The following is a 17,158-nucleotide window of genomic DNA, read 5'->3' on the forward strand; positions in this document are numbered from 1 at the left end:
TTTTGCATTTGACGTCGGGTGCAACCTAGTCGAATAACGTCAAATTCGCCGACGTGCGTCTTTTCTCCAATTCCAGCAGGGTTCGCTTCCGATCCAGCCCGCCCCCGTACCCGGTGAGGCTGCCGCTGGCACCGATCACGCGATGGCAGGGAACGACGATCGCGATGGGATTGTGGCCGTTGGCCAATCCGACGGCGCGCGCGGCGCCGGGGGCGCCGATCTGTTCGGCGATTTCGCCGTACGACCTGGTTTCCCCGTACGGAATCGTCAGCAGCGCCTTCCACACCCGCTGCTGGAATTCGCTGCCCCGCAGATCCAGCTCGAGGTCGAAATCGGTGAGTTCGCCGGCGAAATAGGCGCCCAGTTGGTCGACGGCGTCAGTGAATGCTTTGGGGTCGGCTGACCAGTCCGTTCGTTTGGGCTCGTAGGTCTGATCGACCATCCGCAGGTTGGTCAACGCCGAGCCGTGCCCGGCCAACGTCAACGGGCCGATCGGGCTGTCGATGGTGCGGTAGCTGATCATGCAACCTCCTGAGGTGGCCAATGGTTCACCGGATGCTCGAGCGTGGTCCACAGGTGCTGGACGGCATAGGACCGCCAGGGTCGCCAGCGGGCACTGTGGTCGAGCAAGGTCCGTTCATCGCTGGGCAGGCCGAGCCGCTCGGCGGCGAGCCGAAGTCCCAGGTCGCTCGCCGGGAACGCATCCGGGTCGCCGAGGCCGCGCATCGCAATCACTTCGGCGGTCCAGGGGCCGATCCCCGGCAGGGCGAGCAATTGCCTTCGCGCGCTTTCCCATTCGCTTCCGCTGTCCAGCACGACGGTTCCGTCGGCGAGGCCGGCGATCAGGGCGCTGAGTGTGCGCTGTCTTGCCTTGGGGACCGCCAGATGGACGGGATCGATCTCGGCGAGCTCCTCGACGGACGGGAATGTATGAGTCAGTGTGCCCGCGGCATCGTCAAGGGGCCGGCCGTACGCGGCAACCAGCCGGGCGGTATGCGTGCGCGCGGCCTTGGTGGATACCTGCTGCCCGAGTACCGCGCGCACGGCGAGTTCGGCCTCGTCGACGGTGCGGGGAATGCGTTGTCCGGGCGCCTTGGCGACCACCGGGCACAGGTCGGGGTCGCGGCTGAGCGCGTCCACGACCGCTTCGGGATCGGCGTCGAGGTCCAGCAAGCGCCGGCAGCGGGCGATCGCGGTGGTGAGGTCGCGGAAGTCGTCGAGCACCAGCACGCAGCGGACGTGATCGACGGCCGGTGTCAGGGTGACCACGGCGCTGCCGGAGGGCAGCCGCAGGCTGCGCCGGTACGCACCGTCGCGGACCTCCTCGCAGCCGGGTACCGCGCCGGCGGCCAGGTGACCGAATGCGCCCTCGTAGGCGAACGGGGTGCGCACCGGAAGTCGAAGACTCACCGCCCCAGGCGAATTCGCATCGGACCGTCCCGCCGCCTGTTTGCGCAGCATCGTCGGTGTGCTCTCGAACACCAGCCGGACGGTGTCGTTGAACTGACGGATGCTGGAAAACCCGGCGGCGAATGCGACGTCGCCGAACGGCAGCTGTGTGGTCTCGATCAACACTCGGGCCGTCTGCGCCCGCTGCGCGCGGGCCAGCGCCAGCGGACCCGCGCCGAGCTCGGCCTGCAAAAGCCGCTCGAGCTGACGGGTGGTGTAACCGAGACGGGCGGCAAGGCCGCCGACGCCGTCACGGTCCACGGTGCCGTCGGCGATCAGCCGCATCGTGCGCGCGACGACGTCGCCGCGCACGTTCCATTCGGGCGAGCCCGGGGACGCGTCGGGGCGGCAGCGCTTGCAGGCCCGGAAGCCCGCCCGTTGCGCTGCCGCCGCGGTCGGGTAGAACCGCACGTTACGGGCAAAAGGAGGCCGCACCGGGCAGCTGGGCCGGCAGTAGATCCGCGTCGTCAGGACCGCGGTGACGAACCACCCGTCGAACCGGGCGTCCTTGGACTGGACCGCGCGGTAGCAGCGTTCGAAATCTTCGTGCACGCTTCAACAGTTACACCTGCCCGCCGACAAAACTGGCGGAAAACCGACATGGTGGTGGGCGCGCCGTGAACCCGAACGTCCGCAAAGGAGCCCTCATGACCGAGCCGCAACCCATCGCCCTGGAGAACTTCTCCCACGCGTGTATCGGCGTCTCCGACATGGAGAGGTCGTTGGCCTTCTACACGGCGGTGCTGGGCATGGATGTCGTTTTCGATGTCGAGCTGGAGGGAGCCGGACTCGACGCGGTGACGGGTGGCGCCGCACAGAACGGCCGCATGATCGGGGGGCTGATCGGCGGCGCGATGGTCGAGCTGCTCTTTCTCGGTAAACTGCCCGCTGCCCCGGCGGGGCCGCACCTTGGCTATACGAATATCTCGTTCCGCGTCGCCGACCTGGACGACGCGTACGAAACGCTGCGGCGTCAGCATCCCGGCGTGCGTACCGAGGCGGCGGTCGACATCGGTGGGGTGCGAATGTTCTTCGTCTACGACCCCGACGGCACCCCAGTCGAAATACTCGAGCTGCCCGCGGGCGCGCGCACCACGTTGGAGCTCTGGCGGCCTTAGCCTCCGGTCGGCACGGCCAACCGGACGGGATTGTCGTGGCCACGGAGCGTCACGGTGTCACCCAAAGACCAACGGGCACTTTCTTTTTCGCTTGCGGCCTGCAAGGTGTCGGCGGTTGCCAGCAATCGGCCCGGGTGCGACTTGGCCAGTTCGCACAGCCGGGCGGCCTCGTTGACCGGTTCGCCGATCACGGTGTATTCGAACCGTTCCTGCGCGCCGACGTTGCCCGCGACGACCTGGCCCGCCGCCACGCCGACGCCGGCGTCCAGGTCGGACATTTCGCTGGCAAGCCGCTTGCAGATGGCCCGGCTGGCGGCCAGCGCTTCGTCCTCGGGATTCTCCAGGCGATTCGGCGCGCCGAAGATGGCCAGCGACGCGTCGCCCTCGAACTTGTTGACCAGCCCGCAATGACGATCCACCTCCTCGACGACGATCGCGAAAAACCGGTTGAGGACCCGGACGACCTCGGCCGGGGGGTGGCTGGTCACCAATTGCGTGGAGCCGACGATATCGATGAAAACGACTGCGACATGGCGTTCTTCGCCGCCCAGTTTGGGCCGCTCGCGTTCCGCGGCCAGGGCGACTTCGCGGCCGACGTGCCGGCCGAAAAGGTCGCGCACGCGCTCGCGTTCACGCAAACCGTCGACCATTCGGTTGAAACCACGCTGCAGCTCACCGAGTTCGGTGCCGTCGAAAACCACCAGGTTGCCGCGAAGGTTGCCCTCCTCGACGCGCTGGAGGGCGGCGCGCACCACCCGCACCGGTGTCGCCGTCAGCCAGGCCAGGATCCACATCAGGACGCAACCGAAGATCAGCGTGGCCGAGGAAATGATCAGCACGCCGACCGCGAACTGGGTTTCGGTGAGATTACCCAGCAGCACCTCGAAGAATGCCAGGAGGGCGATGCCGATGACGGGCACGCCGGAGCCAAGGAACCAGACCATCATCGTCCGGCCCATGATTCCCGCTGTCAGCCGCCGCGGCGGTGGTCCCGCTTCAAGCGCCTGGGCGGCCACCGGCCGGAGCGCGAACTCGGCGAGCAGGTAACTACCGGTGGCGACCAGAACCCCGCAAAAGCTCACCCCGAACAGGAACCGCGGGATGAACAGGGTGTTGACGAGGCCGTAGGCAATCGTCGCCAGCACCGCACCGACCCCCCACAGCACGAGGTCCACCAGGGCGATTCGCCACGGCGCAATGAAAGTGTTGCGCTCGTCCTTACGAGTCGGAGCACGGCCCTCGATAGCCCACCGCAGTGCGAGTACGGTGCGCCGGGTAATCCAAAAGGCGCCCAGCGCGAACGCGACCGCGAGATAGGCCGGCACGGCTGCGAATGTGAGCCACGCCGGCGCGTCGTCGAACACGCTGGGTTCGGGAATGGCGACCGCCACCAATAGCAGAACGACCCCGACGCCGAGCAGGTTGGCCCCCAGTACGAGGACAGTCAGGATGATTTGGATGCGTACTCGCCGACGTCGCTGGCTCTCCGACACCTGGCCGAGAAGCAGGGAGCCGTAGGCAGGCGTTTCCGTCAGGCGCCCGCTCTGACGGGTCACCCTTTCCAGCACCCGGCCTATCCGTTGGGCCAGGGTCTTGTTGGCCGACATGGTGGCGCCAGCCTATTTGTCTGTCGCGCTCTAAGGTGAGTCGGGTGCGCCTCGTCATCGCCCAATGCACCGTCGACTACGTCGGCCGACTCACCGCCCATCTGCCATCCGCGCGCAGATTGCTGCTGTTCAAGGCCGACGGGTCGGTCAGCGTGCACGCCGATGACCGCGCATACAAGCCGCTGAACTGGATGAGTCCGCCGTGCTGGTTGAGCGAAGACGCCAGCGGCGAGGTGCCGGTGTGGGTGGTGGAGAACAAGGCGGGCGAGCAGCTGCGCATCACCGTCGAGCAGATCGAGCACGATTCCAGCCACGACCTCGGCGTCGACCCCGGTCTGGTGAAGGACGGCGTCGAGGCTCACCTGCAGGCACTGCTCGCTGAGCACGTTCAACTGCTGGGCGAGGGATACACGTTGGTTCGCCGGGAGTACATGACGGCGATCGGCCCCGTCGATCTGCTGTGCCGCGACGAACTCGGTGGTTCGGTCGCGGTGGAAATCAAGCGGCGCGGTGAGATTGACGGCGTGGAGCAGCTGACCCGCTATCTCGAATTGCTCAATCGTGACACCCTGCTGGCGCCGGTGAAAGGGGTGTTCGCCGCTCAGCAGATCAAGCCGCAGGCGCGAACGCTGGCCACCGATCGCGGGATCCGTTGCATAACACTGGATTACGACAAGATGCGCGGGATGGACAACGACGAGTACAGGCTGTTCTGATGTGTCCGCGCCGCAAACCGCCACCCCGACGACAGCCGGAAGGGCCGCCGGCAATGCTGCGTCGTATCGAAACAGGGTCGGATGGGTACGAGTACGAAGTGCGCCCGGTAGCCGCGGCTCGCGCCGTCAAGACCTACCGCTGTCCCGGATGTGACCACGAAATCCGTTCCGGCACTGCGCATGTGGTGGTGTGGCCGGCTGATTCACCCACGGCCGTCGAGGACCGGCGGCATTGGCACACGCCGTGCTGGACCAACCGCGCCAAGCGCGGCCCGACCCGAAAGTGGTCTTAGTCGCCGGGCTTTAGGAGGCCGGCTCCACCAACTCGATCAGGACGCCGCCTGCGTCCTTGGGGTGGATGAAGTTGATCCGCGAGTTTGCTGTGCCGCGCCGGGCTGCGTCGTAGACGAGTCGCACGCCCTGCTCACGCAGCTGCTCGCAGATGGTGTCCAGATCGCTGACCCGAACGGCCATCTGCTGAATGCCCGGCCCGCGCTTCTCCATGAACTTCGCGATCGTCGACGAGTCGTCGAGCGGGGCCATCAGCTGGAGCTGCGCGGTGGTACCGGGGACGGCCAGCATCGCCTCGCGAATTCCCTGGTCATCGTTGACTTCCTCGTGCACCAGGATCATGCCGAGGTGGTCGTGATACCAGGTGATTGCGGCGTCGAGGTCGGCGACCGCAATGCCGACGTGATCCAGGCCGGTCACCAAGGAGGTTGCCAGGAGGTGACGGGCGTCAACTTGATCGGTCGTCATCACATCACGGTAACGTGGCGGCAAAGATTGCGCATTTCCGGGGTGGCTGAATCGGCCGTCCGCGCACGCCTAGGAGGTAGCCATGACGACGTCGGTGATAGTTGCTGGAGCGCGGACACCCATCGGCAAGTTGATGGGTTCGCTGAAGGACTTCTCGGCCAGCGATCTCGGGGCCATCGCGATCGCCGGCGCGCTGGAGAAGGCCAAGGTGCCGGCGAGTGCGGTCGAATACGTGATCATGGGACAGGTGTTGACGGCCGGGGCCGGCCAGATGCCCGCCCGGCAGGCCGCGGTGGCGGCCGGCATCGGCTGGGACGTTCCGGCGCTGACCATCAACAAGATGTGCCTGTCCGGCATCGACGCCATCGCGCTGGCTGACCAGCTCATTCGTGCCGGCGAGTTCGACGTGGTGGTGGCCGGCGGCCAGGAATCGATGACGAAGGCCCCGCACCTGCTGATGGACAGCCGCGCCGGCTACAAGTACGGCGACGTGACGGTGCTGGACCACATGGCCTACGACGGCCTGCACGACGTGTTCACCGACCAGCCAATGGGAGCCCTCACCGAGCAGCGCAACGACGTCGACAAGTTCACCCGCGCCGAACAGGACGAGTTCGCTGCGCGGTCCCACCAAAAGGCGGCCGCGGCGTGGAAGGACGGCGTCTTCACCGACGAGGTTGTGCCGGTGAACATTCCGCAGCGCAAGGGTGATCCGCTGCAGTTCACCGAGGACGAGGGGATCCGCGCAAACACCACCGCCGAGTCTCTGGCCGGTCTCAAACCGGCGTTTCGCAGGGACGGCACCATCACCGCCGGTTCGGCGTCGCAGATCTCCGACGGCGCGGCCGCGGTGGTGGTGATGAACAAGGACAAAGCGCAGCAGCTGGGGCTCAGCTGGCTGGTCGAGATCGGTGCGCACGGTGTCGTCGCCGGGCCCGATTCGACGCTGCAGTCGCAGCCGGCCAACGCCATCAAGAAGGCACTCGCCCGCGAGGGCATCTCCGTTGATCAGCTCGACGTGGTCGAGATCAACGAGGCCTTCTCGGCGGTGGCGCTGGCGTCGACGCGCGAACTCGGCGTGAATCCCGACATCGTCAACGTCAACGGCGGCGCGATCGCGGTCGGCCATCCGATCGGCATGTCGGGCGCCCGGATCACCCTGCATGCGGCGCTGGAACTGGCGCGCCGCGGGTCCGGCTACGGCGTGGCGGCGCTCTGCGGGGCCGGTGGCCAGGGCGACGCGCTGATTCTGCGGGCCGGTTAGCTGGACCGGACGGCGTTGCTGGGACGCGTGCGGTGAGCGGCGGGTGTGATTTTCGTCATACGGGCCGCTCGAGGGCCTTTCGGGCGGCGATTTCGGCGGGGTTTTGCCCCGCATGAGCACCGCATGAGCGCCGCGGCCACCGGGTGGATCGGTAGCCGACGCACATGACAGACTTGACGGCGTGACTCGTCCGCGACCCTCGATCGGACCCGCTTTGAGTGGTGCGGTCGATCTGTCCGGCCTCAAACAACGAGCTCAACAGAACGCCTCGGCGGCCGGGCCGACGGCTGCGCCCGCGCCGGGCGCCACGGAGGTCACCGAGGCGAACTTCGAGAACGAAGTCCTGGTCCGCTCCGACGAAGTTCCCGTGGTCGTAGCGCTGTGGTCGCCCCGCAGCGATGCCTGCGTCCAGCTGGTCGACACGCTGGGTGGCCTCGCCTCCGAGGACGGCGGCACGTGGTCGCTGGCGACGGTCAACGTCGACGTGGCGCCGCGGGTGGCGCAGATATTCGGTGTCGAGGCGGTCCCCACCGTGGTGGCTTTGGCCGCCGGGCAGCCGATCTCCAGCTTCCAGGGCGCGCAGCCCGCCGATCAATTGCGTCGCTGGCTGGACTCGATACTGTCGGCGACGGCCGGCAAGCTCAAGGGCCCCAGCGGTTCCGAGGGACCCGCGGAAGTCGATCCCGAGTTGGCGGCGGCCCGGCAGCATCTCGAGGCAGGCGACTTCGAGGCCGCGAAGGCGTCCTATGAAGCGCTGTTGGAGACGAATCCCGGCAGCGTCGAGGCGAAGGCGGCGATCCGGCAGATCGACTTCCTCACTCGCGCAACGGCGCAGCGCCCGGACGCCGTCGCCGTTGCAGACGCCGCTCCGGACGATGTCGATGCGGCGTTCGCGGCCGCCGACGTGCAACTGCTCAACCAGGATGTGGGTGCGGCGTTCGCGCGCCTGATCGCGTTGGTGCGCAGCACATCCGGCGACGAGCGCACCAGGGTGCGTACGCGGCTGATCGAGCTGTTCGAACTCTTCGACCCGGCCGATCCCGAGGTGATCGCGGGTCGGCGCAACCTCGCCAACGCCCTTTACTGAGAGTCGTTGGGGCCCTTTATATTCAGGCGGGCTCCAGCCACAACGCCGACGTGGGCGGCAACACCATCACCGCCGAGGCCGGACGGCCATGCCACGGGTCCTCGGTTGCGTCGACGCCACCGAGATTTCCGATCCCCGACCCGTTGTAGACCGTCGCGTCGGTGTTGAGCACCTCGCGCCAGCGGCCCGCGCTAGGCAGCCCCAGCCGGTAGCCGCTGTGCTCGGAGCCCGCGAAGTTGAACACGCAGGCCATGACCGAACCGTCGTTGCCGTACCGCAAGAAGCTCAATACGTTGTTCGCTGAATCGTTGGCGTCGATCCAGGAATAGCCCTCGGGGGTGGTGTCCTGGCTCCATAGCGCCGGATGGGTGCGGTAGATGTCGTTGATGTCACCCACGAGGCGCAGCACGCCGTTGGAGAACCCCACCTCGTCCAGTTGCCACCAGTCCAGGCCGTTTTGCTCGGACCACTCGGCGCGCTGACCGAATTCCTGCCCCATGAACAGCAACTGCTTGCCCGGATGCGCCCACTGGTAGGCCAGCAGGCTGCGCAGGCCGGCGGCCTTGACGTGGTTGTTGCCCGGCATCCGCCCCCACAATGTGCCCTTGCCGTGCACCACCTCGTCGTGGCTGAGCGGCAGCACGTAGTTCTCGCTGAACGCGTAGAGCATCGAGAAGGTCATCTCGTGGTGGTGATAGCTGCGGTGAATGGGGTCGCGGCTGATGTAGTCCAGCGTGTCGTGCATCCAACCCATGTTCCATTTCATCGAAAAGCCCAGGCCGCCAAGGCTGGTCGGCCGTGTCACCCCCGGCCATGAGGTCGATTCCTCGGCGATCGTGACGATGCCCGGCGCCACCTTGTGTGCTGTGGCGTTCATCTCCTGTAGGAACTGCACCGCCTCCAGGTTCTCGCGCCCGCCGTAGATGTTGGGGGTCCAGCCGCCCTCCGGACGCGAATAGTCCAGGTAGAGCATCGACGCGACCGCGTCCACGCGTAAGCCGTCGATGTGGAATTCCTCGAGCCAGTACAACGCGTTGGCCACCAGGAAGTTGCGCACCTCCCGACGGCCGAAGTCGAACACGTAAGTGCCCCAGTCGAGTTGCTCCCCGCGTTTAGGATCGGAATGCTCGTACAACGGGGTGCCGTCGAACCGTCCCAGCGCCCATGCGTCCTTGGGGAAGTGCGCCGGCACCCAGTCCACGATGACGCCGATGCCGGCTTGATGCAGGGCGTCGACCAGCGCCCGGAAATCGTCGGGTGTCCCGAATCGCGATGTTGGCGCGTAGTACGACGTGACCTGATATCCCCAGGATCCGGCGAACGGGTGCTCGGCCACCGGGAGCAGCTCCACGTGGGTAAACCCATGTTCCACAACGTAATCCGTCAGTTCCCGGGCCAGCTGGCGGTAGCTGAGCCCGGGGCGCCACGAGCCGAGATGGACCTCGTAAGTGCTCATCGGCTCGAACACCGGGTTGCGCCGCGCACGCGCTGCCACCCACTCGTCGTCGGCCCACTGGTACTGGCTGACCGTCACACGCGATGCGGTGTGCGGCGGCACCTCGGTGGCAAAAGCGAACGGATCGGCCCGCTCGGTGACGACGCCGTCGGCGCCGTGCACGCGGAACTTGTACAACCCGTCGACGGGGAACCCCGGCCAGAACAACTCCCACACTCCGGACGAGCCCAGCACCCGCATCGGGGCGTCGGTGCCGGTCCAGCCGTTGAACTCGCCGATCAGGCTGACGCCCTTGGCGTTGGGGGCCCACACGGCGAACGACACCCCGTTGACGACACCGTCGGCCGTGGTGAACGAGCGGGGGTGGGCGCCAAGCACCTCCCAGAGCCGCTCGTGTCGGCCTTCGGCGAACAGATGCAGGTCCATTTCGCCCAGGGTGGGCAGGAATCGGTAGGCGTCGGCGACCGTGTACGGGGCGGAACCGTCGTAGCTGATCTGCAGTCGGTAGTCGATTAGGTCGACGAACGGCAGCGCCACGGCGAACAGACCCGAATCGATATGGCGCATCGGGAACCGGTCGTCACCGACGAGCGCGACGACCTCGGCGGCATGCGGACGGAACGCCCGGATGACGGTGTGGTCGCCGTACTCGTGGGCGCCCAGGATGCCGTGCGGGTTGTAGTGCGCCCCCGACACCAGGCGCGCAAGATCGGCGGGGTCGGGCGCTAGGTGCGCCCCGGCTAGTTGGTCAGCTCGGCTCACGTCCGCTCACCTCCTGCGTAGCAACGTAATTCGGGATTCGTACGGTATGAGCGGCATGTTGATGATGTGTGCGACCGCCTGAGCGGGGTCGATACGAACGTAATTCGCTTGCCCCCATTGGAATTCCTGGCCGGTAATCTCGTCGCGTACCCAAAAACGTTCGTACGGTTCCATACCCAATGCGGCCATGTCTAACCACAACGTGGCCTCCTCGGGCCCGAACGCGTTGAGGGTCACCACGACGAGCACGCAATCTCCGGTGGCCGGATCGAACTTGCTGTAGGCCATCAACGCGTCGTTGTCCACGCCGTGGAAGTGGATGGTGCGCAACTGCTGCAGCGCGGGATGCAGCCGGCGAATCGCGTTGAGCTGCTTGATGAGCGGCTCGAGTGATTTGCCTTCGGCGAGCGCGCCGGCATAGTCGCGGGGGCGCAATTCGTATTTCTCCGAATTCAGGTACTCCTCGCTGCCTTCCCGCACCGCACGGTGCTCGAACAGCTCGTAACCGGAATACATGCCCCACGCCGGGCTCATGGTCGCCGCCAGCACCGCGCGGATGGCGAACATGCCGGGGCCGTTGTGCTGCAGGATGGCGTGCAGGATGTCGGGGGTGTTGACGAAAAGATTCGGCCGGCGGAAGTCCGCGAGCGCGGCAATGTCGTCGCCGAATTCGGTGAGTTCCCATTTCGCGGTGCGCCAGGTGAAGTAGCTGTAGGACTGGGTGAAGCCGAGCTTAGCCAGCCCGTATTGGCGCGCCGGTGGGGTGAAAGCCTCCGAGAGAAACAGCACATCGGGGTCGGTGTCCTTGACCTGACCGATCAGCCAGGCCCAGAAGTCCGGCGGCTTGGTGTGCGGGTTGTCGACTCGAAAGAACTTGACGCCGTGGTCGATCCAGTGCCGGACCACGCGCAGCACTTCGTCGTAGAGCCCGGCGGGATCGTTGTCGAAGTTGAGCGGGTAGATGTCCTGGTACTTCTTCGGGGGATTCTCCGCATAGGCGATGGTGCCGTCCGGCAATTCGGTGAACCACTGCCGGTGATCGCGGGCCCACGGGTGGTCCGGTGCGCATTGCAGCGCCAGATCCAGCGCCACCTCCATGCCGAGATCGCGTGCGGCGGCGACGAAATCGTCGAAGTCGTCGATCGTCCCCAGCTGGGGGTGAATCGCGTCGTGGCCACCCTCGTCGCTGCCGATGGCCCACGGCGATCCCACGTCGCCGCGAGCGGCGGTCGGAGAGTTGTTGCGGCCCTTGCGATGTACCTTGCCGATCGGGTGGATCGGCGGCAGGTAGACGACGTCGAAACCCATCTCCGCGATGCGGGGCAGCTCGGCGGCGGCCGTGGCGAAGGTGCCGTGGACCGGTTTACCGGCGGCGTCCCACCCGCCGGTCGAGCGCGGAAACATCTCGTACCACGAGCCGAAGCGGGCCAGCGGCCGGTCCACCCAGATCCCGAATTGCTCGCCCCGGGTGACGATGTCGCGCAACGGATAGTCGGTCAGAAGTTCATCGATCTCGGGCGACAGGGCCAGCGCCGTGCGCGTCACCGGGTCCCCGCGGGTCCGCAGCGCCTTGGCGGCCGCCAGCAGCGGATCGCGACCCGCGCGCGGCACCCCGGTCGCGGCGCGCTCGAACAGCGCGGCACCGATCAACAGATCGTTGGACAGCTCGATTTCGCCCTGGCCGGCGTCCAGCTTGGCGACGAGTCCGTGCCGCCAGGTGTGGATCGGATCTCCCCACCCGTCGACGCGGAACGTCCACAGGCCCACCCGGTCGGGGGTGAATTGGCCGTGGAAAACGTACGGCTCCTGGCCCATCGTCATCCGAAGCTGCAGCGGCTTGACCCGTTCGGTCACCTTGGCGTCGCGTGCTGACACCGGCCGTTCCGGCGCCTGGACCGCCTTGATCCGGCGGGTCTCCGCTACCTGCGGATAGCGCGGCCCCAGGTATCGCACCACGAGGGTCGCCGCGACGGCCTCGTGGCCCTCACGCCACACCGTCGCACTGACCGGGACCATCTCACCGACCACGGCTTTGGCGGGGTAGGCGCCGCATGAAACGACGGGCTGGACGTTATCGATCTCGACACGACCGGGCACCACCACTCCGTTCCGATTGTGTGCGGCCAGACCGCGGAGTGCTGCGTCGCGGAATGCCTATCGTCGAAAAACTCTCCAATGGGGATGATTCTCTGCTCGGGAAGCATCTTTGCTGCCCAATAACTACCCGATACCCACCCTAGTGTCCGGCCACACACATGGGCCAAAAGCGGTGGCTGAGCTCGCCGTGCACACGGGCGATTCCTCAGTAAGGTAGAGACGCGTGAAAGCCCTCCGCCGCTTTACCGTCCGTGCTCACCTACCCGAGCGCCTTGCCGCGCTGGACCAGCTGTCGAACAACCTGCGGTGGTCGTGGGACAAGCCGACGCAGGATCTCTTCGCAACCATCGAGCCGACGTTGTGGGAGCGTTGCGGTCGAGACCCCGTTGCGCTGCTGGGTGCGGTGAAGCCGGCCCGGCTTGACGAGTTGGCGCTCGACGAAGGGTTCCTGTCTCGGCTCGACGAACTGGCCGCCGAGCTGAACGACTACCTCAGCCGTCCACTGTGGTATCAGCAACACCAACAGGCCGGGGCCGCGATGCCGGCTGCCGTCGCCTACTTCTCGATGGAGTTCGGCGTTGCCGAGGTGCTGCCCAATTACTCCGGCGGCCTGGGCATCCTCGCCGGTGACCACTTGAAGTCGGCCTCGGATCTCGGCGTGCCGCTGATCGCGGTGGGCCTGTACTACCGTTCCGGCTATTTCCGGCAGTCGCTGACGGCGGATGGCTGGCAGAACGAGACCTACCCCTCACTGGATCCGCAGGGCCTGCCGTTGCGGCTGTTGACCGACGCCACCGGCGATCCGGTGCTGGTCGAGTTGAGCCTGCCCGACTCGGCGCAGCTGCGGGCCCGGGTGTGGGTCGCGCAGGTGGGCCGCGTTCCGCTGCTGCTGCTGGATTCCGACGTGCCCGAGAACGAGCACGAACTGCGCAGCGTCACCGATCGCCTGTACGGCGGCGATCAGGAGCATCGGATGCGGCAGGAGATCCTGGCGGGTATCGGCGGGGTACGGGCGATCCGCGCGTTCACCGCCATCGAAGGGCTGCCCGCGCCTGAGGTCTTTCACATGAACGAGGGCCACGCGGGATTCCTCGGAGCCGAACGCATCCGCGAGCTGATCACCGATTCGGGATTGGATTTCGACACCGCGTTGGCCGTCGTGCGATCCAGCACCGTGTTCACCACGCACACCCCGGTGCCCGCCGGAATCGACCGCTTCCCCGTCGAGATGGTGCGGCTCTACTTCGACGACCATCTCGACGACGAACCCGATAAGAAGCGCGGCCCGAGCGCGCCCATGTTGCTGCCCGGCGTGTCGACGGCGCGGATCATCGCGCTCGGCGCCGAAGACGACCCGGAGAAGTTCAACATGGCCCACATGGGTCTGCGACTTGCCCAGCGCGCCAACGGTGTGTCGTTGCTGCACGGTCGGGTGAGCCGGGCCATGTTCAACGAGCTTTGGCCCGGATTCGACCCCGCCGAGGTACCCATCGGGTCGATCACCAACGGCGTGCACGCGCGCACGTGGGCGGCGCCGCAGTGGTTGCAGCTCGGCCGCGAGCTGGCGGGGTCGAACTCGTTCAGTGATCCCGGTGTCTGGTTGCGCCTGCAGGAGGTCGACGCCGGTCATCTGTGGTGGATCCGGTCACAACTACGGGCGCTGTTGGTCCAGGATGTCCGGGCGCGGCTGCGCCGGTCGTGGCTGGAACGCGGTGCCTCGGATGCCGAATTGAGCTGGATCGCAACCGCATTCGATCCCGACGTGCTCACCATCGGGTTCGCTCGGCGGGTTCCGACATACAAACGGCTGACGCTGATGCTGCGCGATCCGGACCGACTCGAACAGTTGTTGCTCGACGAACAACGACCGATTCAGCTGATCGTCGCCGGCAAATCGCACCCCGCCGACGACGGGGGCAAGGCGTTGATCCAGCAGGTGGTGCGCTTCGCCGACCGGCCCGAGGTGCGCCACCGCATCGCGTTCCTGCCCGACTACGACATGTCGATGGCCCGGCTGTTGTACTGGGGCTGCGACGTCTGGTTGAACAATCCGCTGCGGCCCCTGGAAGCTTGCGGCACCTCGGGCATGAAGAGCGCTCTCAACGGCGGTCTGAACCTGTCCATCCGCGACGGCTGGTGGGACGAATGGTACGACGGCGAAAACGGTTGGGAGATACCGTCTGCCGACGGGCTGACCGACGAGGCCCGTCGCGACGACCTGGAGTCCAGCGCGCTGTACAACCTGCTGGAGCAAGCGGTGGCACCGAAGTTCTACGAGCGCGACGAGCATGGGGTGCCGCCGCGGTGGATCGAAATGGTGCGCCACACCTTGCAGACGCTGGGCCCGAAAGTGCTGGCGTCGCGGATGGTGCGCGACTACGTCGAGAACTACTACACCCCGGCCGCGCAGTCGTTGCGAAGGACGGTCGCGCCGGTCGAGGGCGACGAGAGTGCCGGGGAGTTCGGCACCGCCCGTGAGCTGGCCGCCTACCGCAGGCGCGCCGAAGAAGCCTGGCCCAAGATCGATATCACCGACGTCGACAGCACCGGCCTGCCGGATACTCCGGTGCTGGGCTCGAAGCTGACCCTGACCGCGACCGTGCAATTGGCCGGGCTGGCACCCGACGAGGTCACCGTCCAGGCGTTGGTGGGCAGGGTGGACGCCGGCGACGCGTTGCAGGACCCGCTGACCGTCGAGATGTCGTATACCGGCACCGCCGAGGGGGGCAACCAGGTCTTCTCGACCACGATGACGCTGCCGCTGGCCGGCGCGCTCGGATACACGGTGCGGGTGCTGCCCAATCATCCGATGCTCGCCGCCGGCAACGAGCTCGGCCTGGTCACCCTGGCCCGTTAGCCGGCTCGGCGGTGCGCAGCCGCTCCAGCGCCGCGCGGACCTGCGCAGCGTCGGTGGTCTGCCAAAACGGCGGCAGCGAGGCGCGCAGGTAATCGCTGTAGCGGGCGGTGGCCATCCGCGAGTCGAGCACCGCGACGACGCCGCGGTCGGTGACGCGGCGCAACAGCCGTCCCGAGCCCTGCGCGAGCAGCAGCGCCGCGTGGCTGGCGGCGACGGCCATGAAGCCGTTGCCCCCGCGCGCGGCGACGGCGCGCTGGCGAGCGCCCAGCAGCGGGTCGTCGGGCCGGGGGAACGGTATGCGGTCGATCATCACCAGCGACAGCGACGGGCCCGGCACGTCGACGCCCTGCCATAGCGACAGCGTGCCGAACAGCGAAGTCTCGGCGTCGGCGCTGAATTGCTCGACGAGCGCGGAGGTGCTGTCGTCGCCCTGGCACAGGACCGGGGTCGGCAGCCGTTCGCGCATGGCCTCGGCGGCGGCCCGGGCGGCCCGCATCGATGAGAACAATCCCAGCGTGCGCCCGCCGGCCGCGGTGATGAGGTCGGCGATCTCGGTCAGTTGCTCGGCCGAGCCGGCGCCGTCGCGTCCCGGCGGTGGCAGATGGGCCGCGACGTAGAGGATGCCCGCCTTGGCGTGGTGGAAAGGCGATCCGACGTCAAGGCCGCGCCAGCGCGGGTATTCGCCGGAGTCCGGTCCGGCCAGCCCCCACGCGGTCGCCATCGCGTCGAAGGAGCCGCCAACCGTCAGGGTCGCCGACGTCAACACGGTCGTCGACCGCGCGAACACCCGATCGCGCAGCAACGCGGCGACCGACAGCGGCGCCACCCGCAGCACCGGGCGCGGCGAACCGCGATTGTCCTCGTGATCCAGCCAGACCACGTCCGTGCGATCGGGGATCGCGGGAGCGAAGGAGGCCAGGACACGCGACGCCGTATCGGATATTTCGCTCAGCGCGGCAACCGCTTCGGCGCGCGCCGCGGCGGCCTTGGCGTCGCTGGTGGTGTCGATCGCCGAGCGTGCCGCAGCGGCGCCATCGCGCAGCGCGGCCAGATAGGTCGCCATCTCGTCGTCCAGATGGTCGATGCGGCCCGGTGTTGCGTCGTGGATCGCTGCCCCGAAGTTGGCCGATGCCGCTTCCAGCCGCTGGGTTATCTCGGGATCCACCAGCCGGGCGATCCGCCGGGATGCAACACCGAGCGTGGCCGGCGTCAGCTCCGCGGTGGCCACCGACGTCACCCGGTCAACGAGCTCGTGCGCCTCGTCGACCACCAACAGCGCGTGCTCGGGCAGCACCGCCGATTCGGCAACCGCATCGATGGCCAGCAAGGCGTGGTTGGTGACGACGACGTCGGCGCGGCCGGCCGTCGCGCGCGCCCGTTCCGAAAAGCACTCGGTGCCGAACGGGCAGCGGGCCACGCCGAGGCACTCCCGCGCGGACACGCTGACCTGCGACCAGGATCGGTCCGGCACACCGGGTTTGAGGTCGTCGCGGTCACCGGTGTCGGTCGTCGAGGCCCAGGCGGTGAGCCGCTGCACGTCGCGGCCCAGCGCGGTGACCGCCACCGCGTCGAAGAGCTCGTCCTGCGGTTCGTCGGACCCGTCGGCGGCGGCACCGTTATGGATCTTGTTCAGGCACAGGTAGTTTCGTCGCCCCTTCAGCAGCGCGAACCGCGGCGGGCGCGGCAGCGCGTCGGTGAGCGAATCGGCCAGCCGGGGCAGGTCGCGATCGACGAGTTGGCGCTGCAGCGCGATCGTGGCGGTCGACACGACGACGGGGCCGTCCTCGTTGACGGCGCGGACGATCGCGGGAACCAAATACGCCAGCGACTTCCCGGTGCCGGTGCCCGCCTGCACGACGAGGTGCTCGCCGGTTTCGAAGGCCCGCGCGACGGCGTCGGCCATTTCCTGCTGTCCGCTGCGTTCGCTGCCGCCGAGCGCAGCCACCGCGGTGGCCAGCAACTCGGGCACGGATGCTTCCGGCATGG

Annotated in this window: 13 protein-coding genes; 6 read left to right on the forward strand and 7 right to left on the reverse strand. The window is 67.4% G+C overall.

The genetic code is table 11. From position 1 onward, the window contains the following. Nucleotides 1–25: 25 nt before the first annotated feature. Together A5744_RS09265 and A5744_RS09270 are read right to left on the reverse strand one after the other, a co-directional pair. Nucleotides 26–523, reverse strand: a complete 498-nt coding sequence (locus tag A5744_RS09265; protein ID WP_076060301.1) for a methylated-DNA--[protein]-cysteine S-methyltransferase — start codon at nt 521–523, stop codon at nt 26–28. Continuing rightward, entirely contained in the window at nt 520–2,001 is a 1,482-nt protein-coding gene (locus tag A5744_RS09270) for a DNA-3-methyladenine glycosylase 2 family protein (RefSeq protein ID WP_076060303.1), read from the reverse strand. Before A5744_RS09270 ends, A5744_RS09265 begins: the two co-directional genes overlap by 4 nt. A gap of 95 nt (nt 2,002–2,096) precedes the next feature. On the opposite strand from A5744_RS09270, the gene A5744_RS09275 reads away from it, so the two are divergent. Next, nucleotides 2,097–2,567, forward strand: coding sequence for a VOC family protein (locus A5744_RS09275; protein WP_076060653.1), 471 nt, complete (start codon nt 2,097–2,099; stop codon nt 2,565–2,567). Here A5744_RS09275 and A5744_RS09280 read toward each other — a convergent pair. Next, nucleotides 2,564–4,174 carry an adenylate/guanylate cyclase domain-containing protein gene (locus tag A5744_RS09280; RefSeq protein WP_076060304.1) on the reverse strand — a complete coding sequence of 537 codons (1,611 nt, stop codon included), beginning with the start codon at nt 4,172–4,174 and terminating at the stop codon, nt 2,564–2,566. The genes A5744_RS09275 and A5744_RS09280 overlap by 4 nt on opposite strands. A gap of 44 nt (nt 4,175–4,218) precedes the next feature. Between A5744_RS09280 and nucS the strand changes: the two genes are divergently transcribed. Together nucS and A5744_RS09290 are read left to right on the forward strand one after the other, a co-directional pair. Beyond that, nucleotides 4,219–4,890: an endonuclease NucS gene (nucS, locus tag A5744_RS09285; RefSeq protein WP_076060306.1), complete on the forward strand. Its 672-nt coding sequence runs from the start codon at nt 4,219–4,221 to the stop codon at nt 4,888–4,890. Beyond that, nucleotides 4,890–5,183 carry a hypothetical protein gene (locus tag A5744_RS09290; protein ID WP_076060308.1) on the forward strand — a complete coding sequence of 98 codons (294 nt, stop codon included), beginning with the start codon at nt 4,890–4,892 and terminating at the stop codon, nt 5,181–5,183. The genes nucS and A5744_RS09290 overlap by 1 nt, the downstream gene beginning before the upstream one ends. Nucleotides 5,184–5,193: 10 nt before the next feature. Here the strand turns inward: A5744_RS09290 and mce are convergent, their stop codons facing one another. Next, nucleotides 5,194–5,652, reverse strand: coding sequence for a methylmalonyl-CoA epimerase (gene mce, locus A5744_RS09295; RefSeq protein ID WP_139329694.1), 459 nt, complete (start codon nt 5,650–5,652; stop codon nt 5,194–5,196). A gap of 79 nt (nt 5,653–5,731) precedes the next feature. Here mce and A5744_RS09300 point away from each other — a divergent pair, with 79 nt between their 5' ends. Both A5744_RS09300 and A5744_RS09305 read left to right on the forward strand, forming a co-directional pair. Further along, nucleotides 5,732–6,913, forward strand: coding sequence for an acetyl-CoA C-acetyltransferase (locus tag A5744_RS09300; protein WP_076060310.1), 1,182 nt, complete (start codon nt 5,732–5,734; stop codon nt 6,911–6,913). A 181-nt stretch (nt 6,914–7,094) separates the two neighbouring features. Then, the gene (locus A5744_RS09305; RefSeq protein ID WP_076060311.1) at nt 7,095–8,000 is read left to right on the forward strand and encodes a tetratricopeptide repeat protein; all 906 of its coding nucleotides are present in this window, start codon (nt 7,095–7,097) and stop codon (nt 7,998–8,000) included. A 22-nt stretch (nt 8,001–8,022) separates the two neighbouring features. On the opposite strand, the gene glgB is transcribed toward A5744_RS09305, so the two are convergent. Further along, a complete protein-coding gene (gene glgB, locus A5744_RS09310; protein WP_076060313.1) occupies nt 8,023–10,218 on the reverse strand; it encodes a 1,4-alpha-glucan branching protein GlgB in 2,196 nt (731 codons plus the stop codon). 6 nt (nt 10,219–10,224) lie between these two features. Next, on the reverse strand, nt 10,225–12,315 hold the full coding sequence (locus tag A5744_RS09315) for an alpha-1,4-glucan--maltose-1-phosphate maltosyltransferase (RefSeq protein ID WP_205866300.1): 2,091 nt from the start codon (nt 12,313–12,315) through the stop codon (nt 10,225–10,227). A gap of 223 nt (nt 12,316–12,538) precedes the next feature. On the opposite strand from A5744_RS09315, the gene glgP reads away from it, so the two are divergent. Beyond that, entirely contained in the window at nt 12,539–15,172 is a 2,634-nt protein-coding gene (glgP, locus tag A5744_RS09320; protein ID WP_076060316.1) for an alpha-glucan family phosphorylase, read from the forward strand. Here the strand turns inward: glgP and A5744_RS09325 are convergent. Then, nucleotides 15,156–17,156: an ATP-dependent DNA helicase gene (locus tag A5744_RS09325; protein WP_076060318.1), complete on the reverse strand. Its 2,001-nt coding sequence runs from the start codon at nt 17,154–17,156 to the stop codon at nt 15,156–15,158. The two genes, glgP and A5744_RS09325, sit on opposite strands and share 17 nt — an antisense overlap. Between the last annotated feature and the right edge of the window lie 2 nt (nt 17,157–17,158).

This window comes from Mycobacterium sp. IS-1264 (assembly GCF_001954195.1).
GTDB lineage: Bacteria > Actinomycetota > Actinomycetes > Mycobacteriales > Mycobacteriaceae > Mycobacterium.

Bases quoted from the DNA above. Each gene is read 5' to 3' on its own strand.
- A5744_RS09265 (WP_076060301.1), bottom strand. From the start codon at position 523: ATGATCAGCTACCGCACCATCGACAGCCCGATCGGCCCGTTGACGTTG.
- A5744_RS09275 (WP_076060653.1), top strand. From the start codon at position 2,097: ATGACCGAGCCGCAACCCATCGCCCTGGAGAACTTCTCCCACGCGTGT.
- A5744_RS09280 (WP_076060304.1), bottom strand. From the start codon at position 4,174: ATGTCGGCCAACAAGACCCTGGCCCAACGGATAGGCCGGGTGCTGGAA.
- A5744_RS09290 (WP_076060308.1), top strand. From the start codon at position 4,890: ATGTGTCCGCGCCGCAAACCGCCACCCCGACGACAGCCGGAAGGGCCG.
- A5744_RS09300 (WP_076060310.1), top strand. From the start codon at position 5,732: ATGACGACGTCGGTGATAGTTGCTGGAGCGCGGACACCCATCGGCAAG.
- A5744_RS09325 (WP_076060318.1), bottom strand. From the start codon at position 17,156: ATGCCGGAAGCATCCGTGCCCGAGTTGCTGGCCACCGCGGTGGCTGCG.